Source organism: Pseudomonas sp. FP2294 (assembly GCF_030687625.1).
Lineage (GTDB): Bacteria > Pseudomonadota > Gammaproteobacteria > Pseudomonadales > Pseudomonadaceae > Aquipseudomonas > Aquipseudomonas shahriarae.
The window spans coordinates 4361282-4378933 of record NZ_CP117441.1; the positions used below are offsets into that span (position 1 = coordinate 4361282).

Genomic DNA, 17652 nt, shown 5'->3' on the forward strand with positions numbered 1-17652 from the left:
GCCACAGGATGCAGGATCAGATGACCCAGGTTACCAACACTCCGTACGAAGCCCTCGAAGTTGGCCAGAAAGCCACCTACAGCAAAACCGTGGAAGAGCGCGATATCCAGCTGTTCGCGGCAATGTCCGGCGACCATAACCCGGTGCACCTGGATGCCGAATTCGCCAAGGCGACGATGTTCAAGGAGCGGATCGCCCACGGCATGTTCAGCGGCGCCTTGATCAGCGCGGCAGTCGCTTGTGAGCTGCCTGGGCCGGGCACCATCTATATCGGTCAGCAGATGAGCTTCCAGAAGCCGGTGAAAATCGGCGACACCTTGACCGTACGTCTGGAAATCCTCGAGAAGCTGCCCAAGTTCCGCGTGCGGATTGCCACCCAGGTGTTCAACCAGCGTGATGAGTTGGTGGTGGATGGCGAAGCCGAGATCCTCGCGCCACGCAAACAGCAGGTTGTGACCTTGACTGAGTTGCCGGCGATCAGCATCGGCTGATCAGGCATGTGAAAAAAAAATGTGGGAGCGGGCTTGCCCGCGATGGCGTCATTTCAGTCGATACATACATCGACTGATCAACCGCTATCGCAGGCAAGCCAGCTCCCACATTTGTATCGGGGTACGGCCAATTACCAGTGGGAGCAGGTTTGCCTGCTCCCACATTTGTTACCTCGGCGCAGCTCAGGACTGGGCGCGAGCCTGGTTACGCAGGGCTTTCACCTGATCGTGATTGCGTTGCGCACCATGATACTGGCGCTCAACCAAGTCACGAATACCGACCAGGTTGTGCTTGTTGATTTTCTCGATGGCCTCTTTGTAAGCCTTCAGTGCGTGGTCTTCACCGCGCTCGGCTTCGTTGAGTACCGCTTCTTCGTCCTTGCCGGTGACCATCGACTTCACGTCGACCCAGCCACGGTGCAGTGCGCCGGCCACGCTGCCGGAATCTTCCGGATCGCCACCCAGGGCCCGCACGGCCGTTTGCAGTTCGGCAGCCGCCGACGCGCAGTCTGCGGAACGCTTGATGAACAGCGCCTTGAGCTCAGGGTGCTTGATGTCTTCTGCGCAGGTCTTGAAGCCTTCCTGGCCGTCTTTGCTGGTTTCGATCAGGTCATTGAGTACGGAGATCGACTCTTTGTTGATATCAGTCATTTTTCAATTCCTTCGCGGGTTTAGAAAGGTATTGGGGTAGTTGCAGCGCCCGTGCCAGGTCTCGAATCAGTATTTATTCTTTATTTTTCAATAAGTTATAAATATCCCCCAAATCTGTATCCGCTTTATTTGCATGATCTGTCATTTGGCCTTCATGCAGAATGCCTGTATTTTCCAAGGCATCCTCCTGATTGCCTGAAGCCCGTATGAACCCCGAAAAACTCGAACTGCTGATCACCCGCCAAATGCCGTTCGGCAAGTACAAGGGCCGGATCATTGCCGACCTGCCCGGTCCGTACCTGAACTGGTTTGCCCGCGAAGGTTTTCCCCACGGCGAGCTGGGCGGTTTGCTGGCCTTGATGCAGGAAATCGACCACAACGGCCTGTCCGAACTGCTGGAACCGCTGCGCGCCAAACACGGTAAACCCGCCCCGCGCCACTAACCGAGCCCGCCCATGCCCCACACCCGCGACGAAGCCTATTGGCAGGCCATTGCCCAGCGCTATGACCTGGAGCCCGGCCCCATCAACCTGGAAAACGGCTACTTTGGCCGCATGAGCCGGGCCGTGTTGGCCCAGTATCAGGAGCACGTGGCCTTCATCAATCGCAGCAACTCGGTGCATGTGCGCCAGCGCTTCGAGCAAGGGCAACACGTCGAGATTCGCCGGCAACTGGCCGAGTTGGTCAACGTCGACCCAGAAGCGATTGCTTTCACCCGCAATGCCACCGAAGCCCTGCAGTCGCTGATCCGCAACTACAACCGCCTGCAGCCGGGCGACCAGGTGCTGATCAGCGATCTGGAATACGACACGGTCAAAGGCGCCATGCGCTGGCTCGCCGGCTACCGGGGGGTAGAGGTGATCGAAGTGTCCCACGCCCATCCGGCCAGCTTCGACAGCCTGCTGCAGACTTATCGCGACACCTTCAGCCGCTACCCACGCCTGAGGCTGATGGCGCTGACCTATGTCACCCACCGCACCGGCCTGGTCATGCCGGTGGAGGCCATCGCCCAGGTTGCGCGGGAATATGGCGTCGAAATCATCCTCGATGGCGCCCATGCCCTTGGCCAGATCGACTTCGACCTGGCCCAGTTGGGCATCTCGTTCGCCGGCTTCAACCTGCACAAGTGGATCGGTGCACCGCTGACCCTGGGCTTTCTCTATATCGCCCCGCAGCGGCTGGCGGACATTGACCCGGACATGGGCGAGTTCCATTACCCAGCCAGCGACGTGCGCGCCCGTACGTCCTACAGCACGCCTAACTTTCCAGCGCTGATGACCTTGCCGCTGGTGCTCGAAGAGCATCGGGCCCTGGGCGGCGCGCAGGCCAAGGGGGCGCGGGTGAAATACCTGCGTGACCTGTGGGTGAGCCAGGTACGGCCATTGCCGGGGATCGAGGTGCTGACCTCGGATGATCCACGGTTGTATTGCGCGATTACGGCGTTCAAGTTCAACGGGCGTGATCAACAGGTGATGGCGGATCGACTGCTTGATGAATACAACCTGTTTACCACCCTGCGCAGTGGGGCAGCGTTTGGTACCTGCATACGGGTGACGCCGGGGGTGGTGACGTCGGCGGCGGACATCGACGTGCTGGTCAATGCCATTACCAAGCTGAACACTGATTAAAATGTGGGAGCTGGCTTGCCTGCGATAGCGGTGGGTCAGTCAAATATCGGTTAACTGAACCAGCGCTATCGCAGCATAGGTATCTACACAACTCTTTTCTGGGGTTGTGTACATATCTGTTGTTACGGTTATGGCGGCTATTGGTTCCGCCCTTACGTGAACTGCCCCCCGAATGTTGGACACCTGACCCCTCGGGAGGGTGTTCCATGACGAAATACAACCTAGCGCTCAAGCAATCACTGATTGAAGAGTGTCTGTCTGCCAGTAGCGTTCATGAGGTGGCCCTCAGGCATGGCTTGAGTCCATCGCTACTGCGGCGCTGGATCAAGGGTTTTGAAAAGCACGGTTCCTCTGGCTTGATTGCTAAGTACAGCCATTACGATGCCCAGTTTAAATTGAAGGTTTTGCAGTGCATCGAACAAGACGGACTGTCGGCCCAACAGGCCTGTATACAGTTTGATATCCGTGGCCCAAGCAGTATCAGGCAGTGGCAAAAGCTGTACGATGAGGGCGGCGTAGAAGCGCTACAACCGCATCGTCTTCAAGAGTCCAGCATGCCCCGCAAACCTTCCAGACAACCCAAAGCAAGTCCTGCTCTTCCTGCGGACGCAGAGCTGACCCCTGAACAAATGCTCGCAGAACTGGCCTATCTGCGCGCGGAGAATGCCTATTTAAAAAAGCTCGATGCCTTAATCCAAGCGGATCCCCGTACTGCGCAGCCAAAAAAACGCAGGCCGTCCAAGGATTGAGGCATGAGCATCCACTTGCTCTGTTGCTACGTGCAGCGGGACTTGCACGCAGCACCTTCTATTACCAAAGCAAAACACTGCTAACCGACAAGCATGCCGACCTTAAAGATCGCATCCGCAGCGTCTTTCACGGGAATAAGGGGCGTTACGGCTACCGCCGTATCACTGCGACCCTTGGAAACAGTGGTGAGTTGATCAATCACAAAAAGGTGCATCGGCTGATGCAGATAATGGGCCTCAAGTCGCTGGTCAAAGTGAAGAAATATCGCTCTTACCGAGGTGCTGAAGGGCTTGTTGCGCCTGATCTACTAAAGCGCGAATTTAAGGCAGAAGCCCCTAACCAGAAATGGGTAACCGACGTGACGGAGTTCAAGGTGAAGGGGCAAAAGCTGTTTCTCTCGCCTCTCATGGATTTGTACAACGGCGAGATCCTGGCCTACCAGATCAACCGACGTCCCGAATTCAGGATGGTCTCGATGATGCTGGAAAAAGCCTTCGGGCGACTGAGTCGAGATGAAAAACCAATACTGCACTCTGACCAGGGTTGGCTGGGCGGATTCAACCGGTCGTCGCAACACTGGATTGTTGTACAGACTTTAGATACTCATTCAGTGCTTCGGCAGGTGTTTTCCATCCGAGTGTTTTTCGAGGTCTAGTGTTAAGTACGTGAGCTACCGCCTGTATTTCTTGGGCACTCCAACGAGAGAGGTCAGTGCCTTTCGGGAAGTATTGCCGTAGAAGGCCGTTCGTATTTTCGTTTGTGCCGCGCTGCCATGGACTATGTGGGTCAGCAAAGAAAACCTTTACTCCGGATTCGATGGTAAATCGAGCGTGATCCGACAGCTCCTTTCCACGATCCCAGGTCAAAGATCGCCACAGCTCGATGGGAAGATCAGTCACCGTCTTCTTCAATGCATTGGCCATACTAACAGCCCCATAGCCAGCCAGCGCCGGGCCGTTCTTCGTGCGGGGAATTAGCCCATAACCTTTCTCGCGAGGCAGGTGGACGAGCATGGTAAATCGAGTTGAGCGCTCGACCAGAGTTCCAATCGCAGAGCGGTTCAGACCGATGATCAGGTCGCCCTCCCAATGCCCGGGTACAGCCCGATCTTCTACCTCAGCAGGGCGACTGGAGATCATGACGTCCTCGCTGACGTGTGCCCACACTTTGGCCTGCGCTCTGGCTCTCGGCACGCGCAATGCTCGTCCTGAGCGCAGGCAGCTCACCAGTTCGCGCTTGAGAGCTCCTCGACCCTGAATGTAGAGCGCCTGATATATGGCTTCATGAGAGATACGCATGGACTCATCATCCGGAAAATCGATCTGGAGCCGGTTGGCAATCTGTTCAGGCGACCAGCCATTGACCCATTTACGGTCACTGCGATGCGGTTTATTTCGACCTTTGAAGGGCGCTTGCCGAGGCCCAGAAATCTCACGACCATCGGCGTCTTGAACCTTGCCCTCAAGGCGGTCGCGCACGTACTGGTGCAGTCGCGGGTTAGTGACCAGTTTCGCTGGTTTCGGCCTCTTGGCCACCAGTTCTGCCTTCCATTGCGCTACTGACGCTCGATATTCAAGCCGACCGCAACGGGTAGCAGCATTTCGTGTCAGCTCCCGTGAAATTGTCGATGGGCTTCGTCCAAGGCGACGGGCAATCTCACGAGCGCCAACACTTTGCGCTCGAAGCAGCCCAATCTCTTCTCGCTCTGCAAACGATAAGTATCGTCCTGATATGTGATTCGACATGAATAATGGCATCCCGCCTCGATGACGGAACCAGCGTGTACCTACCGCTGTTGATACGCCAACGGCATGTGCTGCCTTTTCGCTTGTGATGCCTGTTGCTATCTGCACCCAAAATAGCCGCTCGATCTCATTACGAAGTGAGGGTGCACCTGGAGAACGCATAGCTCCCCGGCCCGTCAATTTTTGCATCCATCCTGCGGGTCGTCCCATAAACACCTCGATTAAGGTGTTGCGACGACCGGTTGAATCCGCCCAGTACAGGCAGCCTACCTACCGACATATGCTGGCCGAAAAGAGCATCGAGCAGAGCATGTCGCGCAAGGGTAATTGCTTGGACAATGCCGCCATGGAAAGCTTTTTCGGCACACTCAAGAGCGAGTTTTTCTATCTGGAATCATTTGAGAGTGTGGAGCAGCTGGCATCAGGCATAGAGGATTACATTGCCTACTACAACCAAGACCGCATAAGCCTCAGACTGAATGGCTTGAGTCCGGTACAATTTCGTATCCAGACGCTGAATCAATAGCGTCCCTGTCCAACATTCGGGGGGCAGTTCAACGGCGGGTCACTTTTGGAAAAGAGCCCGGAGTGCCGGCCCAGCCAAAAGTAACCAAAAGGGCTCCTGCCCCACCACTCGGCACCTCGCCTAGGCTCGGTGTGCCCGTCATCCGACATTGATTTGGGGGGCCGCCGCGATGGGCCATCCATGGCCCAGCGCGGCTAACCCGGCGTCCTGCCGGGTTACCCCCCAAATCAATATCGGATGACGGCCAGCGTGGTTTAACGGGGCGCCTAAGATCAAAATCAAAGCAAAGCGAGGCGGCCTTAGAGCCGACCTGATCGTCAAGGCGTACGCATATACCTGTGGGAGCTGGCTTGCCTGCGATGGCGGTGTATCAGTCGATAAATGTATTGGCTGAGACACCGTCATCGCAGGCAAGCCAGCTCCCACAGGGGAATGCAGCTTCGCGCTCTTGCTTTGCTGTTGCTCTGCTTTTGATCTTGATCTGAGGCGCCCCGTTAAACCACGATGGCCGCAGGCAGGCATTGCGCAGTGGGCACCCCGGCATGGATGCCGGGGTAGCCGCGACACGGCCAGGGATGGCCGATCGCGGCGGGCCCACGGAGCAATGCCTGACTGCGGGCATGCCGAGCCTAGGCGAGGCACCGAGTGGTGGGGCAAGAGCGCTTTGCTTACTTTGGCGCTCCTCCAAAGTGAGCCGCCGTAAGGGCGGAACCCTAAGTGGCCGTGACCGCAGCAACGGATATGTACACAGACCAAGAAGAGAGTTGTGTAGATACCTACGGCTATCGCAGGCAAGCCAGTTCCCACACAAGCCCCCCCCCATTTGAATTACGGTGATATTTCGCTTTTCTATAGGCAAAAAAAAGCGGCGCACCGACCAAGTGCACCGCAAACATGCCGTGAAGCACAGCAACAACGATTCGGTAAAGCCAATCAGTCCAGCAGTGCCAACGCCTCGGCGGTGACTTCCTGGATGCGCGCCCAGTCGCCGTTCTTGATCCACTCCGGATCAAGCATCCAGCTACCGCCCACGCACATCACGTTTTTCAACGCCATGTAGTGTTTGATGTTGGCCGGGCCAACGCCGCCAGTGGGGCAGAATTTCACTTCGCCAAACGGTCCGCCCAGGGCCTTGATTGCCGCCACACCGCCGCTGACTTCCGCCGGGAACAGTTTGAAACGACGATAGCCCAGGCCATAGCCTTCCATGATGCCGGAGGCATTGCTGATGCCGGGCAGCAGCGGGATCGGGCTGTCGACACTGGCTTCAAGCAGGTCACGGGTAATACCGGGGGTGACGATAAACTGCGAACCCGCCGCCTCGGCAGCCGCCAGCATGGTGCGATCGAGCACCGTGCCCGCGCCCGTCACCAACTCCGGACGCTGCTCACGCAGGACCTGGATGGCCTTGAGGCCGAACTGCGAACGCAGGGTCACTTCCAGCGCGGTCAAGCCACCCGCCGCCAGGGCATCGGCCAGGGGCAGAATGTCCTGTTCGCGGGCAATGGTGATCACTGGCAGGATCCGCGCCTTGGCGCAGAGGCTGTCGATCAGGGCAACTTTATCCGCCATGGACACGGTCGGGTGAGGGCTTTTCATAGCGGCTGATCCTTGGCTCATGGGCACCAGTAAATCTCTAGAGTGGGTTGCAAAAACGCGCGAATCGGCATGCCGGCAACATCGTCGCTGGCCAGCGCTTCGCTCAGGGTATGGAGTTTCGAATCGCCGGCAATCGACAACACGGTGTAACGGGCGCTGGCCAGCAATGCACGACTCATGGTCAGGCGCTGATGGGGCACGCTCGGCGCCAGCATCGGCCAGCACCTGCGGGAGCCATCGGGCTGCAGCGCTTCGGCCAGGTTCGGGCTGTTGGGGAACAGCGACGCGGTATGCCCGTCATCGCCCATGCCCAGCACCAGCACATCAATCGCCGGCAGTTCGGCCAGCAGGCGATCCGCCTGCTCGGCAGCGCCGTCCAGGTTCGCGGCGGCGCTGTAAAGGCTCAAGAACTTGGCCTTGGCCGCCGGGCCTTGCAGCAGATATTTCTTCAACAGGCCGGCGTTGCTGTCGGCATGTTCCACCGGCACCCAGCGCTCATCGGCCAGGGTAATGGTGACCTTGGACCAGTCCAGCCCCTGGCTGGCCAGGTTCTGGAAAAACGCCACCGGGCTGCGGCCACCGGACACCACCAGGGTCGCCTCGCCACGGGCACTGATGGCCGCGCGCAGTTGTTCGGCCACGTCGTTGGCCAAGCCTTCGGCCAGCAGTACCGGCGTGCGGTACTCATGGGGTGTTACGCCCTGGGGCAGTTTCAAATCAGATATCGCCATACCACGACCTCCCGTCCCGCGTGATCAGTGCAATGGAGCTCATCGGCCCCCAGGAACCCGCCGCGTACGGCTTGGGTGCATCACCGGATTTTTTCCACCCGGCGATCAACTGGTCACACCACTTCCACGCGGCTTCGATTTCATCTTTACGGACAAACAGGTTCTGATTGCCGCGCATCACTTCCAGCAACAACCGCTCGTAGGCATCGGGAATCCGTGCGCTGCGGTAGGTGTCGGAAAAATTCAGTTGCAGTGGCCCGCTGCGCAGTTGCATGCCCTTGTCCAGGCCCTGCTCCTTGGTCATCACGCGCAAGGAAATACCTTCGTCCGGTTGCAGGCGGATGATTAGCTTGTTGCTGATCTGCAGGCGCTGTTCGGGGGCAAAGATATAGTGGGACGGTTCCTTGAAGTGGATAACGATCTGCGACAACTTTTGCGGCATGCGCTTGCCGGTGCGCAGGTAAAACGGCACCCCGGCCCAACGCCAGTTGCGGATATCGGCCCGCAGGGCGACGAAGGTTTCGGTATCGCTCTGGGTGTTGGAGTTATCTTCTTCCAGGTAACCCGGCACCGGCTTGCCGGCGCTGTAGCCAGCAATGTACTGGCCGCGCACGACCTGGGTGGTCAGGCCTTCCGGGCTGATCGGCGCGAGGGCCTTGAGCACCTTGACCTTCTCGTCGCGGATGCTGTCGGCGGACAAGTCGGCCGGCGGGTCCATGGCGATCAGGCAGAGCAATTGCAGCAGGTGATTCTGGATCATGTCCCGCAGTTGCCCGGCCTTGTCGAAGTAACCCCAGCGACCTTCGATACCCACCTGCTCGGCCACGGTGATTTCCACGTGGGAGATGTAATGCTGGTTCCACTGGGTTTCAAACAGGCTGTTGGCAAAACGCAGGGCGATCAGGTTCTGCACCGTCTCTTTGCCCAGGTAGTGGTCGATGCGGTAAGTGCGGTTTTCCGGGAAAAACTGCGCCACGGCGTCGTTGACCTTGCGCGAGGACTCCAGGTCCGAACCGATGGGTTTCTCCAGGACCACCCGGGTATTTTCCGCCAGGCCGACCTTGGACAGGTTCTCGCAGATCGCGCCATACACCGCCGCCGGGGTGGCGAAGTAGGCGATCAGGCGTTGTTCGGTGCCGGCCTTGGCGGCCAGGGCCACGTAGTCATCGGCATTCATGAAATCGACATGCACATAGGCCAGGCGCGCGAGGAAGCGCGCAGCTACCGCTTCATCCAGTTCCTGACCGACGTATTTGCGCAGTTCGTGCTCGATGTGGTCCAGGTGCTGCTGCTCGGAGCCAGCTTCACGGGCCAGGGCCAGGATGCGGGTGTCGGCGTGCAAGAGCCCGGCGCCATCGAGTTGATAAAGGGCAGGAAATAACTTGCGCAGCGCCAGATCACCCAAGGCGCCAAACAGGGCAAAGGTGCAGGGTTCCACGGTTATCGAAGGCATGATGTTTGTTCTTTTATCAAGTTAAGCTACAAATACCTTTTTTCAAGGCATCACTCAAGGAAAAATGTAGTAATAACCACAACATTTTCCCAAAATACGCATTGCGAGTGGTGGTGTTCAACTACCCTCAGTAGGATAGGCCACCGCCAAGGGCCGCTCGTCGACCTGTTACTGGCCCTTACTTGCATCGTCGCCCGAAGGAAAGACTGAATGGACCGCGTGCGCAATCTTCTGGAACAGATCCGGAACCGCCTCGAAGAATTGAACAAGGCCGAGAAAAAAGTCGCCGAGGTCATCCTGCTCAACCCACAGCAGGCGACCCGCTTCTCGATCGCCGCCCTCGCCCAAGCCGCCTCGGTCAGTGAACCGACGGTCAACCGTTTCTGCCGCTCGTTCGGCGTCAGCGGTTACCCTGAACTGAAATTGCAACTGGCGCAAAGCCTGGCCAGTGGCGCGGCCTATGTCAGCCGCGCCGTGGAGGCCGATGATAACCCCGAGGCCTACACGCAGAAGATTTTTGGCAGCGCCATCGCTTCATTGGACAGCGCCTGCCAGGCCCTGGACCCCGCGCTTATCAGCAAGGCCGTGGACTTGCTGATCCAGGCACGGCAGATCCACTTCTTCGGCCTCGGTGCTTCGGCGCCAGTGGCCATGGATGCCCTGCACAAGTTCTTCCGTTTCAACCTGTCGGTGACGGCCCACGCCGACGTATTGATGCAACGCATGATTGCCTCGGTAGCGCATACCGGCGAGCTGTTCGTGATCATTTCCTACACCGGCCGCACCCGCGAGCTGGTGGAAGTAGCGCGCATTGCCCGGGAGAACGGCGCCTCGGTGCTGGGCGTGACGGCCGAGAACTCGCCATTGGCCAAGGTCAGTACGGTGAGCTTGAACATACCGCTGCCGGAAGACACCGACATCTATATGCCAATGACCTCGCGGATCATTCAGTTGACAGTGCTGGATGTGCTGGCGACCGGCATGACCTTGCGCCGTGGTGTGGATTTCCAGCCCCATCTGCGCAAGATCAAAGAGAGCTTGAATGACAGCCGGTATCCGGTGGGGGATGAGTTCAACTAAAGCTGGAATCGCCTCCAGCAGGGCCAGCCCAGCCCGCTACCTTGTGGGAGCGGGCTTGCCCGCGATGAGGCCCAGGGCAACACCACTAACCCCCCGCCCGGGCCTGCAAACTCAAATGCGCCCTCTCCCCCGGCGCCAGGCTGGCCCCAGCCATGGCCGACTCCACGCACACAAAGCCCGACGCCTCGTTAAAGCTCACCCCCAGCAATGGCCGGCTGCCCGGATGCCAGACCACCGTGTCGGCACTGTCGCCAGTGTCGATGCACAGTTCGCGCTGCCAGGCGTGGTCTTTGAGCTGCAACTCCCCCTCATGCTGGAACACGCGCTGGCAGCCGCCATCGACGCGCAACTCACCTTGCTGCTGGCAAACCTGACGACTCAACTGGTCGTAACCCTGCGCCCCGTCGAGCCCAGACAGCGCTATCTCGCCCACGTTGCCAATCCGCCAATAGGCGTGCAAAGCGTGGCTCAACTGGCACGGCAGCTCATCCTGATGCTCGGTGCTCAGGCGCAGTTCGAGGGTTTCGCCCAGGTGCGCATGCAGGTCCACCTGCCAATCGCACAGCTGCAATTGCCAATGCAGGCGCACACCGTCGTCATCGGTGCTGCTGTCCAATAGCTTCCAGTCAATCAAGCGTGCCCAACCATGGGAGGGCCAGGCGTTTTCGCTGGGATGGCGGCCATACCACGGCCAGCACACTGGCACGCCGCCACGGATCGCCCCGACCTGCGGCCACTTGGCCGCGCACCACAGCCATGGCTTCTGGCCCGTGGGTTGGAAATGCAGCAACTGCGCGCCCTGGCGGCTGAATACCGCCTGGCACAGGGGGTGGTCAATCACCAATACGTCGCGCATCTGGAAGCGCTCCCAGGCGAATACCGGTTGCTCGCGCAGGGATTTGAAAAAGCGTTGCAGCGGATGCTCATGCATGTGCCACGGTCCTGTAGATCACTATCGCTCACCTCTTTGGTGAACCTGTGGAAGCTGGCTTGCCAGCTCCCACACGCGTTATGCGCACCCGCTCAAAAAAAAGCGGATAGCCATGGCTACCCGCAAAATGCGCACAGAGAGAAGGAGCTTATCGCAACCGCGTTAGAACACCGACTGAATTTTCAGACCGGCGACCAGGGCGTTGTCGACTTTATCCACGCCACCTGGGTGGGTGACGTATTGCAGGTTGGGACGCACGGTCAACCAGTTGGTGACGTGGAAGCCGTAGTTGATTTCGTAGTTGTACTCGGTGCCGCGCAGTGGCGCATAACCTGCCTGGCTGTAATCGGTGAAACCGCCCGCTTCGTTCAACAACTCGGCGTTCTTGCGCACGTCATCGTTGACATGCAGGCGAGCAGCACCAATGCCGACGTCATCTTTTGGACGCGCATCGAATGGGCCTTTGTACACCAGCATGATCGACTGATAGTTGTCGACCGTGTTGGTTTCCTTGTCGTGGAAGGTGGCGTTGGCCGCGATGTTCAGGCCACGGGAAGCGTCGCCGTTATGGGTGGTGAGCTGCTGCTGGGCAACGAACCAATAGCCTTTTTTGCTGCTGCGGGTACGGTAGTCTGCGCCAGTGGTGGCCGCATTGTCGCCGTTGACGTCTTCACGTACGTCGGGAGCATCGGCGGCGCTCTTGTAGTAACCCACACGGTATTCGCCCGGCAGGTTATTGACCTTCGGCGACCAGACCAGCTCCACCGGAATCACGGTGCCCTTGGTGCCACTGCCGCTGAGCTTGAAGCCGTTGCCGTGCTCCAGCTGCGAGGGGTTCTGGTTGTACGCGCCGATCTGCGCATACAGCTCAGGCGTGATGTGGTACTTCACGCGGATCGCGGCCTGGCTGACCGGCCAGTTGTACCAGGTGTTGACGTAGTTACCCACTTGGGAGCCGCAGAACGAGAGGTTCTGGAAGTCGCACGGGAAGGTGTTGAAGTCTTCGCCTTCACCGAAGTAACCGAGTTTCACATCCAGCTTGTTGTCGAACATCTGGTGCTGAATCCAGAACTGGGTCAGGCGCACCATATGGCCACGGCCGTACACTTCTTGAGACGAACTCAAGGTGCCGGCACGCGGGTCGCCAATGCGGTCATTGGAGATGTTGCGGCCATTACGGCTGGTCATCTGGATCTTGGCCTGGGTGTTGTCCCAGCCCCAGAGTTTTTGCAGGTCCAGCGCTACGCCGAGGCCGAACTGGTCAGCATAACGACCGGTCTTGTCATCGTTGTAGCCGCCGTGGGCGTTGTAGCCCGCTTCCCCAACGTAGTCGGCCTTGATGTCGATACCCCGCTCGATCAGCTTGGTCCGCTCGCCGCCCCAATCGCCGGTCATCCATTTGGAATCGGCACTGAAGGCCTCGTCTGCCATCGCATTGGCGGACAAAACCAGCGCTGCCGCTGCTGACAGCTGGCAGATCAAGCGAGTGTTGTTGTGTTGCTTTTTCATCCCTACATCCTCGTCTTTATTGTTATTAACTGTTTTTATCTAACGCGGTTTACAGCTATTTCCGAAACATCCACATCGAATGTGTGGGAGCGGGCTTGCTCGCGATGGCATCACTGCGGTGTGCCTGGTAGACCGAGCGGCCTGTATCGCGGGCAAGCCCGCTCCCACATTTTGATTTTCAGCGGCCTTTAAATTGGGTGACGTTGTCGGCGTGTGGCACTGGCACTGACGCGGCGGTGCCCAGGCGTTCTCCGGTCTTGGCGTCGAACAGCAGCACCTTGGCCGGATCGAACTGCAAGGTCAGGCTCTCGCCCACTTGCGGCGCCACATCTGGCGCCAGGCGGCAGCAGACCTTGGTGTCATTGAGCTGCACGAACACCAGGGTGTCCGGGCCTGTGGGCTCGGTCACCTGGACTTCAGCACGAATGTTCGGCAGGCCATTGCCCTCGCTGCTGGCCAGGACAATTTGCTCCGGGCGCAGGCCGAGGATCACATCGCGGTCTTCAAGACCCGCATCGTTCATGCCCAGTGGCAATTCGCAACGCGCCTGGCCGCTGTCGAGCAGGGCCAGCAGGCGGCCCTCCTTGCGTTGCAGGCGCAGGGGGATGAAGTTCATCGGCGGCGAGCCGATAAAGCTCGCCACAAACAGGTTGGCCGGATCGTTGTAGATGTCTTTCGGCGTGCCGAACTGCTGGATGATCCCGTCCTTCATCACCGCCACTTTGTCGCCCAGGGTCATCGCTTCGATCTGGTCGTGGGTCACGTAGACCGTGGTGGTTTTCAGGCGCTGGTGCATCAGTTTCATTTCGGTGCGCATCTCGACCCGCAGCTTGGCGTCGAGGTTGGACAGTGGCTCGTCGAACAGGTAGATCTTCGGCCGCCGCGCCAGCGCCCGGCCCATGGCCACGCGTTGTTGCTGGCCGCCCGAGAGCTGGCCCGGCTTGCGATTGAGCAGGTGCTCGATCTGCAGCAGCTTGGCCACCCGCGCCACTTCCTCGTCGATGTCGGCCTGGCTCATCTTGCGGATTTTCAGGCCGAACTCGATGTTCTCGCGCACGCTCATGGTTGGGTACAGGGCGTAGGACTGGAACACCATGGCGATATCCCGGTCCTTGGGGCTCATGCCGCTGACGTCCTGGTCACCGATCATGATCGCGCCGCCGCTGATGTTCTCCAGGCCGGCGATGCAGTTCATCAAGGTCGACTTGCCGCAGCCCGAGGGCCCGACAAGAATCAGGAACTCACCGTCCTTGATCGACAGTTCGATGTTCTTCAGGGTGTCCGGCAGGCCGGCACCATAGGTCTTGTTTACGTTGCGAAGTTCGAGCGTAGCCATGATTACCCCTTGACCGCGCCAGCCGTGAGGCCGCGCACGAAATACTTGCCTGCGACCACATAGACCAGCAGGGTCGGCAGCCCGGCGATCATCGCCGCCGCCATATCAACGTTATATTCCTTGGCCCCGGTGCTGGTGTTGACCAGGTTGTTCAGCGCCACCGTGATGGGCTGCGAATCACCGCTGGAGAACACCACACCAAACAGGAAGTCGTTCCAGATCTGGGTGAACTGCCAGATCAGGCAGACCATGATGATCGGGGTCGACATCGGCAGAATGATCCGACGGAAGATGGTGAAGAATCCTGCGCCATCCAGGCGCGCAGCCTTGACCAGCGCATCCGGAATGCTCACGTAGTAGTTGCGGAAGAACAGCGTGGTGAATGCCAGGCCGTAGACCACGTGCACGAACACCAGGCCGGTGGTGGTGCTGGCCAGGCCCATTTTGCCGAGGGTGAACGAGGCCGGCAGCAAGACGGTCTGGAACGGCAGGAAGCAGCCGAACAACAACAGGCCGAAGAACAACTGCGAACCGCGAAAACGCCACATCGACAGCACGTAGCCGTTCAACGCACCGATGGTGGTGGAGATCAGCACCGCCGGGATGGTGATCATGAACGAGTTCCAGAAGTACCCGTTTACCGTGGCCCAGGCCTTGACCCAGCCGATCCCGGTAATCACCGTCGGCCAGCTCAGCAGGTTGCCGGTGCTGATGTCTTCCGGGGTCTTGAAGCTGGTCAGCAGCATCACCACCAGCGGCACCAGGTACAGCACCACGGCGAGGATCAGCACCGCATGGATCGCCAGGCGGCTGAAGCTGATGGAAGGTTTGGCGAGACTAGTCATGGCGCTTGGTCCTCAGCTCGGAGTACAGGTAAGGCACGATGATCGCGAGGATCGCGCCGAGCATCAGGATCGCACTGGCCGAGCCCATGCCCATCTGGCCGCGACTGAAGGTGAAGGAATACATGAACATCGCCGGCAGGTCGGACGAGTAGCCAGGGCCACCGGCCGTCATTGCCGCCACCAGGTCAAAGCTCTTGATGGCGATGTGCGCAAGGATCATCACCGCGCTGAAGAACACCGGGCGCAGGCTGGGCAGCACCACGCTCCAGTAGATACGCGGCAGGCTCGCGCCGTCGATCTGTGCGGCACGGATGATCGACTGATCAACCCCACGCAGGCCGGCGAGGAACATCGCCATGATAAAGCCCGAGGCTTGCCATACCGCCGCAATCACCAGGCAATACACCACGCGGTCCGGGTCGATCAGCCAGTCCAGCCGGAAGCCTTCCCAGCCCCAGTCGCGCAGCAGTTTGTCCAGGCCCATGCCGGGGTTGAGCAGCCATTTCCAGGCAGTACCGGTGACGATCATCGAGAGCGCCATCGGGTACAGGTAGATGGTGCGGATAAAGCCTTCGCGGCGGATGCGCTGGTCGAGAAAGACCGCCAGCAGCACGCCGATCACCAGGGTGATGCCGATAAACATGCCGCCGAACAGCGCCAGGTTTTTGCTCGCCACCCACCAGCGGTCGTTGTCGAACAACCGTGCGTATTGCGCCAGGCCCACCCATTTGTAGGTGGGCAGGAAGGTGGAGTTGGTGAACGACAGCACGAACGTCCACAGGATGTAGCCATAGAAGCCCACCAGAACGATGAACATGCTCGGGGCCAGCACCAGTTTGGGGAGCCAGCGCTGCAATGCATCGAACGGCGAGGCCTTGCTGAACACAGCAACAGAACTCATGGGGAAATCCAGGGCAGGGAATAAGGGACTAATGGATAACCTTGTGGGAGTCGGCTTTGGGTGGGGGCTGGTTTGCTTGCGATGGCATCACCTGAGTGTCACTGCTACACCGAGGCGCTTGCATCGCGGGCAAGCCCGCTCCCACACTGAAACCGATTGCCCCTAGGGGTTACTTGGCAGACTTGATCGCCGCACCAAGTTTCTTTGCGGTGTCGGCCGGGTCGGCTTTCGGGTCGTTGATGAAGTTGGTCACCACATCAAAGAACGCGCCCTGTACCGCCAGCGTGGTCGCCATGTTGTGCGCCATGCTCGGTTGCAGGCCGCCGGACTTGGCATCCACCAGGAAGTCCTTGGCCGCCGTCTGGGCGCAGCTGTCGAAGCCGTATTTGGCCATGTCGCCGAGCATGTCGTTGCGCACCGGGATCGAGCCCTTGTTGATGCTGAAGACCTTCTGGAAGTTCTCACCCAGCACGACCTTGGCGATGTCTTGCTGACCGGCCGAGGTACCGGCATTTTTCTGCTTGAACACCGCCAGGGAGTCGATGTTGTAGGTGAAGGCCTTGTCGGTGCCCGGGAAGGCTACGCACTCGTAGTCCTTGCCGGCGATTTTCTTGGCGGCTGTCCACTCGCTCTTGGCCCAGTCACCCATGATCTGCATGCCGGCCTTGCCGTTGATGACTTTGGCGGCTTCCAGGTTCCAGTCCTGGCCCTTGCCGTCGGCGTCCATATAGGTCGCGACCTTTTTCAGCTCGGTCAGCGCCTTGACCATGTCCGGGCCGGTCAGGGTCGCGTTGTCGAGGTCGACCAGGGCTTTCTTGTAGCCGTCCACGCCCATGACCGAGAGCACCACGGCTTCGAACACCGTACTGTCCTGCCAAGGCTGGCCACCGTGGGCGAGCGCAATGAAGCCGGCAGCCTTGAGCTTGTCACCGGCGACATAGAATTCTTCAAGGGTCGTAGGGTTTTTGCTGATGCCGGCTTTCTTGAAGACTTCAGGGTTGATCCACAGCCAGTTGACGCGGTGGATATTCACCGGCACGGCCACGTAATCACCTTCGTACTTCACCGTGTCGGAGACTTTCTTGTCGAGCAGTTCGTCCCACTTCTCGGCCTTGGCCACGTCCTTCAGGACGTCGGTGTCGAGCAGCCCGGTGGACGCCCATTCCTGGATGTCGGGGCCTTTGATCTGGGCCACGCCTGGCGGGTTGCCGGCGACCGCGCGGCTTTTCAGCACGGTCATGGCCGTGGCACCGCCGCCGCCTGCGACGGCCCCGTCTTTCCAGGTAAAACCGTCTTTCTCAACTTGGGCCTTCAGGACATCCACCGCCGCCTTCTCACCGCCCGAGGTCCACCAATGCACAACTTCAACCGTCCCTTTGGAGTCGGCGGCAAATGCACTGAGGGGAAACAACGAGGCAATGGAAATAGCAACGGCGAGGCGATTAATCGCGTTCATCTGAGTACCTTTTTCTTGTT

Annotated in this window: 17 protein-coding genes and 2 pseudogenes; 8 read left to right on the forward strand and 11 right to left on the reverse strand. The window is 59.2% G+C overall.

What is annotated here, in order from left to right:
* Positions 1-20: 20 nt before the first annotated feature.
* Positions 21-491, forward strand: a complete 471-nt coding sequence (locus tag PSH73_RS19510; RefSeq protein WP_032862565.1) for a MaoC family dehydratase — start codon at positions 21-23, stop codon at positions 489-491.
* 19 nt (positions 492-510) lie between these two features.
* On the forward strand, positions 511-717 hold the full coding sequence (locus tag PSH73_RS27090) for a 4Fe-4S binding protein (protein ID WP_370694590.1): 207 nt from the start codon (positions 511-513) through the stop codon (positions 715-717).
* Here the strand turns inward: PSH73_RS27090 and PSH73_RS19515 are convergent.
* Complete coding sequence (locus PSH73_RS19515; protein WP_057439949.1) at positions 675-1142, reverse strand: PA2169 family four-helix-bundle protein; 468 nt, start codon at positions 1140-1142, stop codon at positions 675-677. The genes PSH73_RS27090 and PSH73_RS19515 overlap by 43 nt on opposite strands.
* Before the next feature lie 206 nt (positions 1143-1348).
* On the opposite strand from PSH73_RS19515, the gene PSH73_RS19520 reads away from it, so the two are divergent.
* The 4 genes and pseudogenes from PSH73_RS19520 to PSH73_RS19535 all read left to right on the forward strand — a co-directional run.
* The gene (locus tag PSH73_RS19520) at positions 1349-1585 is read left to right on the forward strand and encodes a DUF3820 family protein (RefSeq protein WP_008056784.1); all 237 of its coding nucleotides are present in this window, start codon (positions 1349-1351) and stop codon (positions 1583-1585) included.
* A 12-nt stretch (positions 1586-1597) separates the two neighbouring features.
* Entirely contained in the window at positions 1598-2770 is a 1173-nt protein-coding gene (locus PSH73_RS19525) for an aminotransferase class V-fold PLP-dependent enzyme (RefSeq protein WP_198830614.1), read from the forward strand.
* A gap of 206 nt (positions 2771-2976) precedes the next feature.
* Positions 2977-3519, forward strand: a complete 543-nt coding sequence (locus PSH73_RS27095) for a helix-turn-helix domain-containing protein (protein WP_057961165.1) — start codon at positions 2977-2979, stop codon at positions 3517-3519.
* A pseudogene (locus PSH73_RS19535) lies at positions 3501-4175 on the forward strand (IS3 family transposase); the annotation flags it as partial. The gene PSH73_RS27095 and the pseudogene PSH73_RS19535, both read left to right, overlap by 19 nt.
* On the opposite strand, the gene PSH73_RS19540 reads toward PSH73_RS19535, so the two are convergent.
* The gene (locus tag PSH73_RS19540) at positions 4078-5454 is read right to left on the reverse strand and encodes an IS30 family transposase (protein WP_170044298.1); all 1377 of its coding nucleotides are present in this window, start codon (positions 5452-5454) and stop codon (positions 4078-4080) included. The pseudogene PSH73_RS19535 and the gene PSH73_RS19540 sit on opposite strands and share 98 nt — an antisense overlap.
* A 64-nt stretch (positions 5455-5518) precedes the next feature.
* Between PSH73_RS19540 and PSH73_RS19545 the strand changes: the two are divergent.
* Positions 5519-5791: pseudogene (locus PSH73_RS19545) on the forward strand (transposase); the annotation flags it as partial.
* Positions 5792-6724: 933 nt separating this feature from the next.
* Here the strand turns inward: PSH73_RS19545 and PSH73_RS19550 are convergent.
* Genes PSH73_RS19550 through zwf form a run of 3 tightly spaced genes read right to left on the reverse strand, consistent with a single transcriptional unit; the run spans position 6725 to position 9574 of the window.
* Positions 6725-7390, reverse strand: a complete 666-nt coding sequence (locus tag PSH73_RS19550) for a bifunctional 4-hydroxy-2-oxoglutarate aldolase/2-dehydro-3-deoxy-phosphogluconate aldolase (protein WP_057439953.1) — start codon at positions 7388-7390, stop codon at positions 6725-6727.
* Between the two features lie 17 nt (positions 7391-7407).
* A complete protein-coding gene (pgl, locus tag PSH73_RS19555; RefSeq protein ID WP_057960486.1) occupies positions 7408-8121 on the reverse strand; it encodes a 6-phosphogluconolactonase in 714 nt (237 codons plus the stop codon).
* A complete protein-coding gene (gene zwf, locus PSH73_RS19560; RefSeq protein ID WP_057960487.1) occupies positions 8108-9574 on the reverse strand; it encodes a glucose-6-phosphate dehydrogenase in 1467 nt (488 codons plus the stop codon). The genes pgl and zwf overlap by 14 nt, the downstream gene beginning before the upstream one ends.
* Positions 9575-9793: 219 nt before the next feature.
* On the opposite strand from zwf, the gene PSH73_RS19565 reads away from it, so the two are divergent.
* Positions 9794-10654: a MurR/RpiR family transcriptional regulator gene (locus PSH73_RS19565; RefSeq protein ID WP_169866643.1), complete on the forward strand. Its 861-nt coding sequence runs from the start codon at positions 9794-9796 to the stop codon at positions 10652-10654.
* 85 nt (positions 10655-10739) lie between these two features.
* Here PSH73_RS19565 and PSH73_RS19570 read toward each other — a convergent pair whose 3' ends face one another.
* The 6 genes from PSH73_RS19570 to PSH73_RS19595 form a co-directional block, all read right to left on the reverse strand.
* A complete protein-coding gene (locus tag PSH73_RS19570) occupies positions 10740-11585 on the reverse strand; it encodes a D-hexose-6-phosphate mutarotase (RefSeq protein WP_170060091.1) in 846 nt (281 codons plus the stop codon).
* A gap of 162 nt (positions 11586-11747) precedes the next feature.
* The gene (locus PSH73_RS19575; RefSeq protein ID WP_057439963.1) at positions 11748-13094 is read right to left on the reverse strand and encodes a carbohydrate porin; all 1347 of its coding nucleotides are present in this window, start codon (positions 13092-13094) and stop codon (positions 11748-11750) included.
* 178 nt (positions 13095-13272) lie between these two features.
* Positions 13273-14430, reverse strand: a complete 1158-nt coding sequence (locus tag PSH73_RS19580; protein WP_305461220.1) for an ABC transporter ATP-binding protein — start codon at positions 14428-14430, stop codon at positions 13273-13275.
* A gap of 2 nt (positions 14431-14432) precedes the next feature.
* Positions 14433-15275: a carbohydrate ABC transporter permease gene (locus tag PSH73_RS19585; RefSeq protein ID WP_057439965.1), complete on the reverse strand. Its 843-nt coding sequence runs from the start codon at positions 15273-15275 to the stop codon at positions 14433-14435.
* Entirely contained in the window at positions 15268-16176 is a 909-nt protein-coding gene (locus PSH73_RS19590; protein ID WP_029296391.1) for a carbohydrate ABC transporter permease, read from the reverse strand. Before PSH73_RS19590 ends, PSH73_RS19585 begins: the two co-directional genes overlap by 8 nt.
* Positions 16177-16345: 169 nt before the next feature.
* Positions 16346-17632 (reverse strand): ABC transporter substrate-binding protein, encoded by a 1287-nt coding sequence (locus PSH73_RS19595; protein ID WP_305461222.1) that lies wholly within the window; start codon positions 17630-17632, stop codon positions 16346-16348.
* Positions 17633-17652: the final 20 nt, after the last annotated feature.

Coding starts and splice junctions, on each gene's coding strand:
- PSH73_RS19510 (WP_032862565.1), top strand. CDS start 21: ATGACCCAGGTTACCAACACTCCGTACGAAGCCCTCGAAGTTGGCCAG.
- PSH73_RS27090 (WP_370694590.1), top strand. CDS start 511: ATGTGGGAGCGGGCTTGCCCGCGATGGCGTCATTTCAGTCGATACATA.
- PSH73_RS19515 (WP_057439949.1), bottom strand. CDS start 1,142: ATGACTGATATCAACAAAGAGTCGATCTCCGTACTCAATGACCTGATC.
- PSH73_RS19520 (WP_008056784.1), top strand. CDS start 1,349: ATGAACCCCGAAAAACTCGAACTGCTGATCACCCGCCAAATGCCGTTC.
- PSH73_RS19525 (WP_198830614.1), top strand. CDS start 1,598: ATGCCCCACACCCGCGACGAAGCCTATTGGCAGGCCATTGCCCAGCGC.
- PSH73_RS27095 (WP_057961165.1), top strand. CDS start 2,977: ATGACGAAATACAACCTAGCGCTCAAGCAATCACTGATTGAAGAGTGT.
- PSH73_RS19540 (WP_170044298.1), bottom strand. CDS start 5,454: ATGCAAAAATTGACGGGCCGGGGAGCTATGCGTTCTCCAGGTGCACCC.
- PSH73_RS19550 (WP_057439953.1), bottom strand. CDS start 7,390: ATGAAAAGCCCTCACCCGACCGTGTCCATGGCGGATAAAGTTGCCCTG.
- pgl (WP_057960486.1), bottom strand. CDS start 8,121: ATGGCGATATCTGATTTGAAACTGCCCCAGGGCGTAACACCCCATGAG.
- zwf (WP_057960487.1), bottom strand. CDS start 9,574: ATGCCTTCGATAACCGTGGAACCCTGCACCTTTGCCCTGTTTGGCGCC.
- PSH73_RS19570 (WP_170060091.1), bottom strand. CDS start 11,585: ATGCATGAGCATCCGCTGCAACGCTTTTTCAAATCCCTGCGCGAGCAA.
- PSH73_RS19575 (WP_057439963.1), bottom strand. CDS start 13,094: ATGAAAAAGCAACACAACAACACTCGCTTGATCTGCCAGCTGTCAGCA.
- PSH73_RS19580 (WP_305461220.1), bottom strand. CDS start 14,430: ATGGCTACGCTCGAACTTCGCAACGTAAACAAGACCTATGGTGCCGGC.
- PSH73_RS19585 (WP_057439965.1), bottom strand. CDS start 15,275: ATGACTAGTCTCGCCAAACCTTCCATCAGCTTCAGCCGCCTGGCGATC.
- PSH73_RS19590 (WP_029296391.1), bottom strand. CDS start 16,176: ATGAGTTCTGTTGCTGTGTTCAGCAAGGCCTCGCCGTTCGATGCATTG.
- PSH73_RS19595 (WP_305461222.1), bottom strand. CDS start 17,632: ATGAACGCGATTAATCGCCTCGCCGTTGCTATTTCCATTGCCTCGTTG.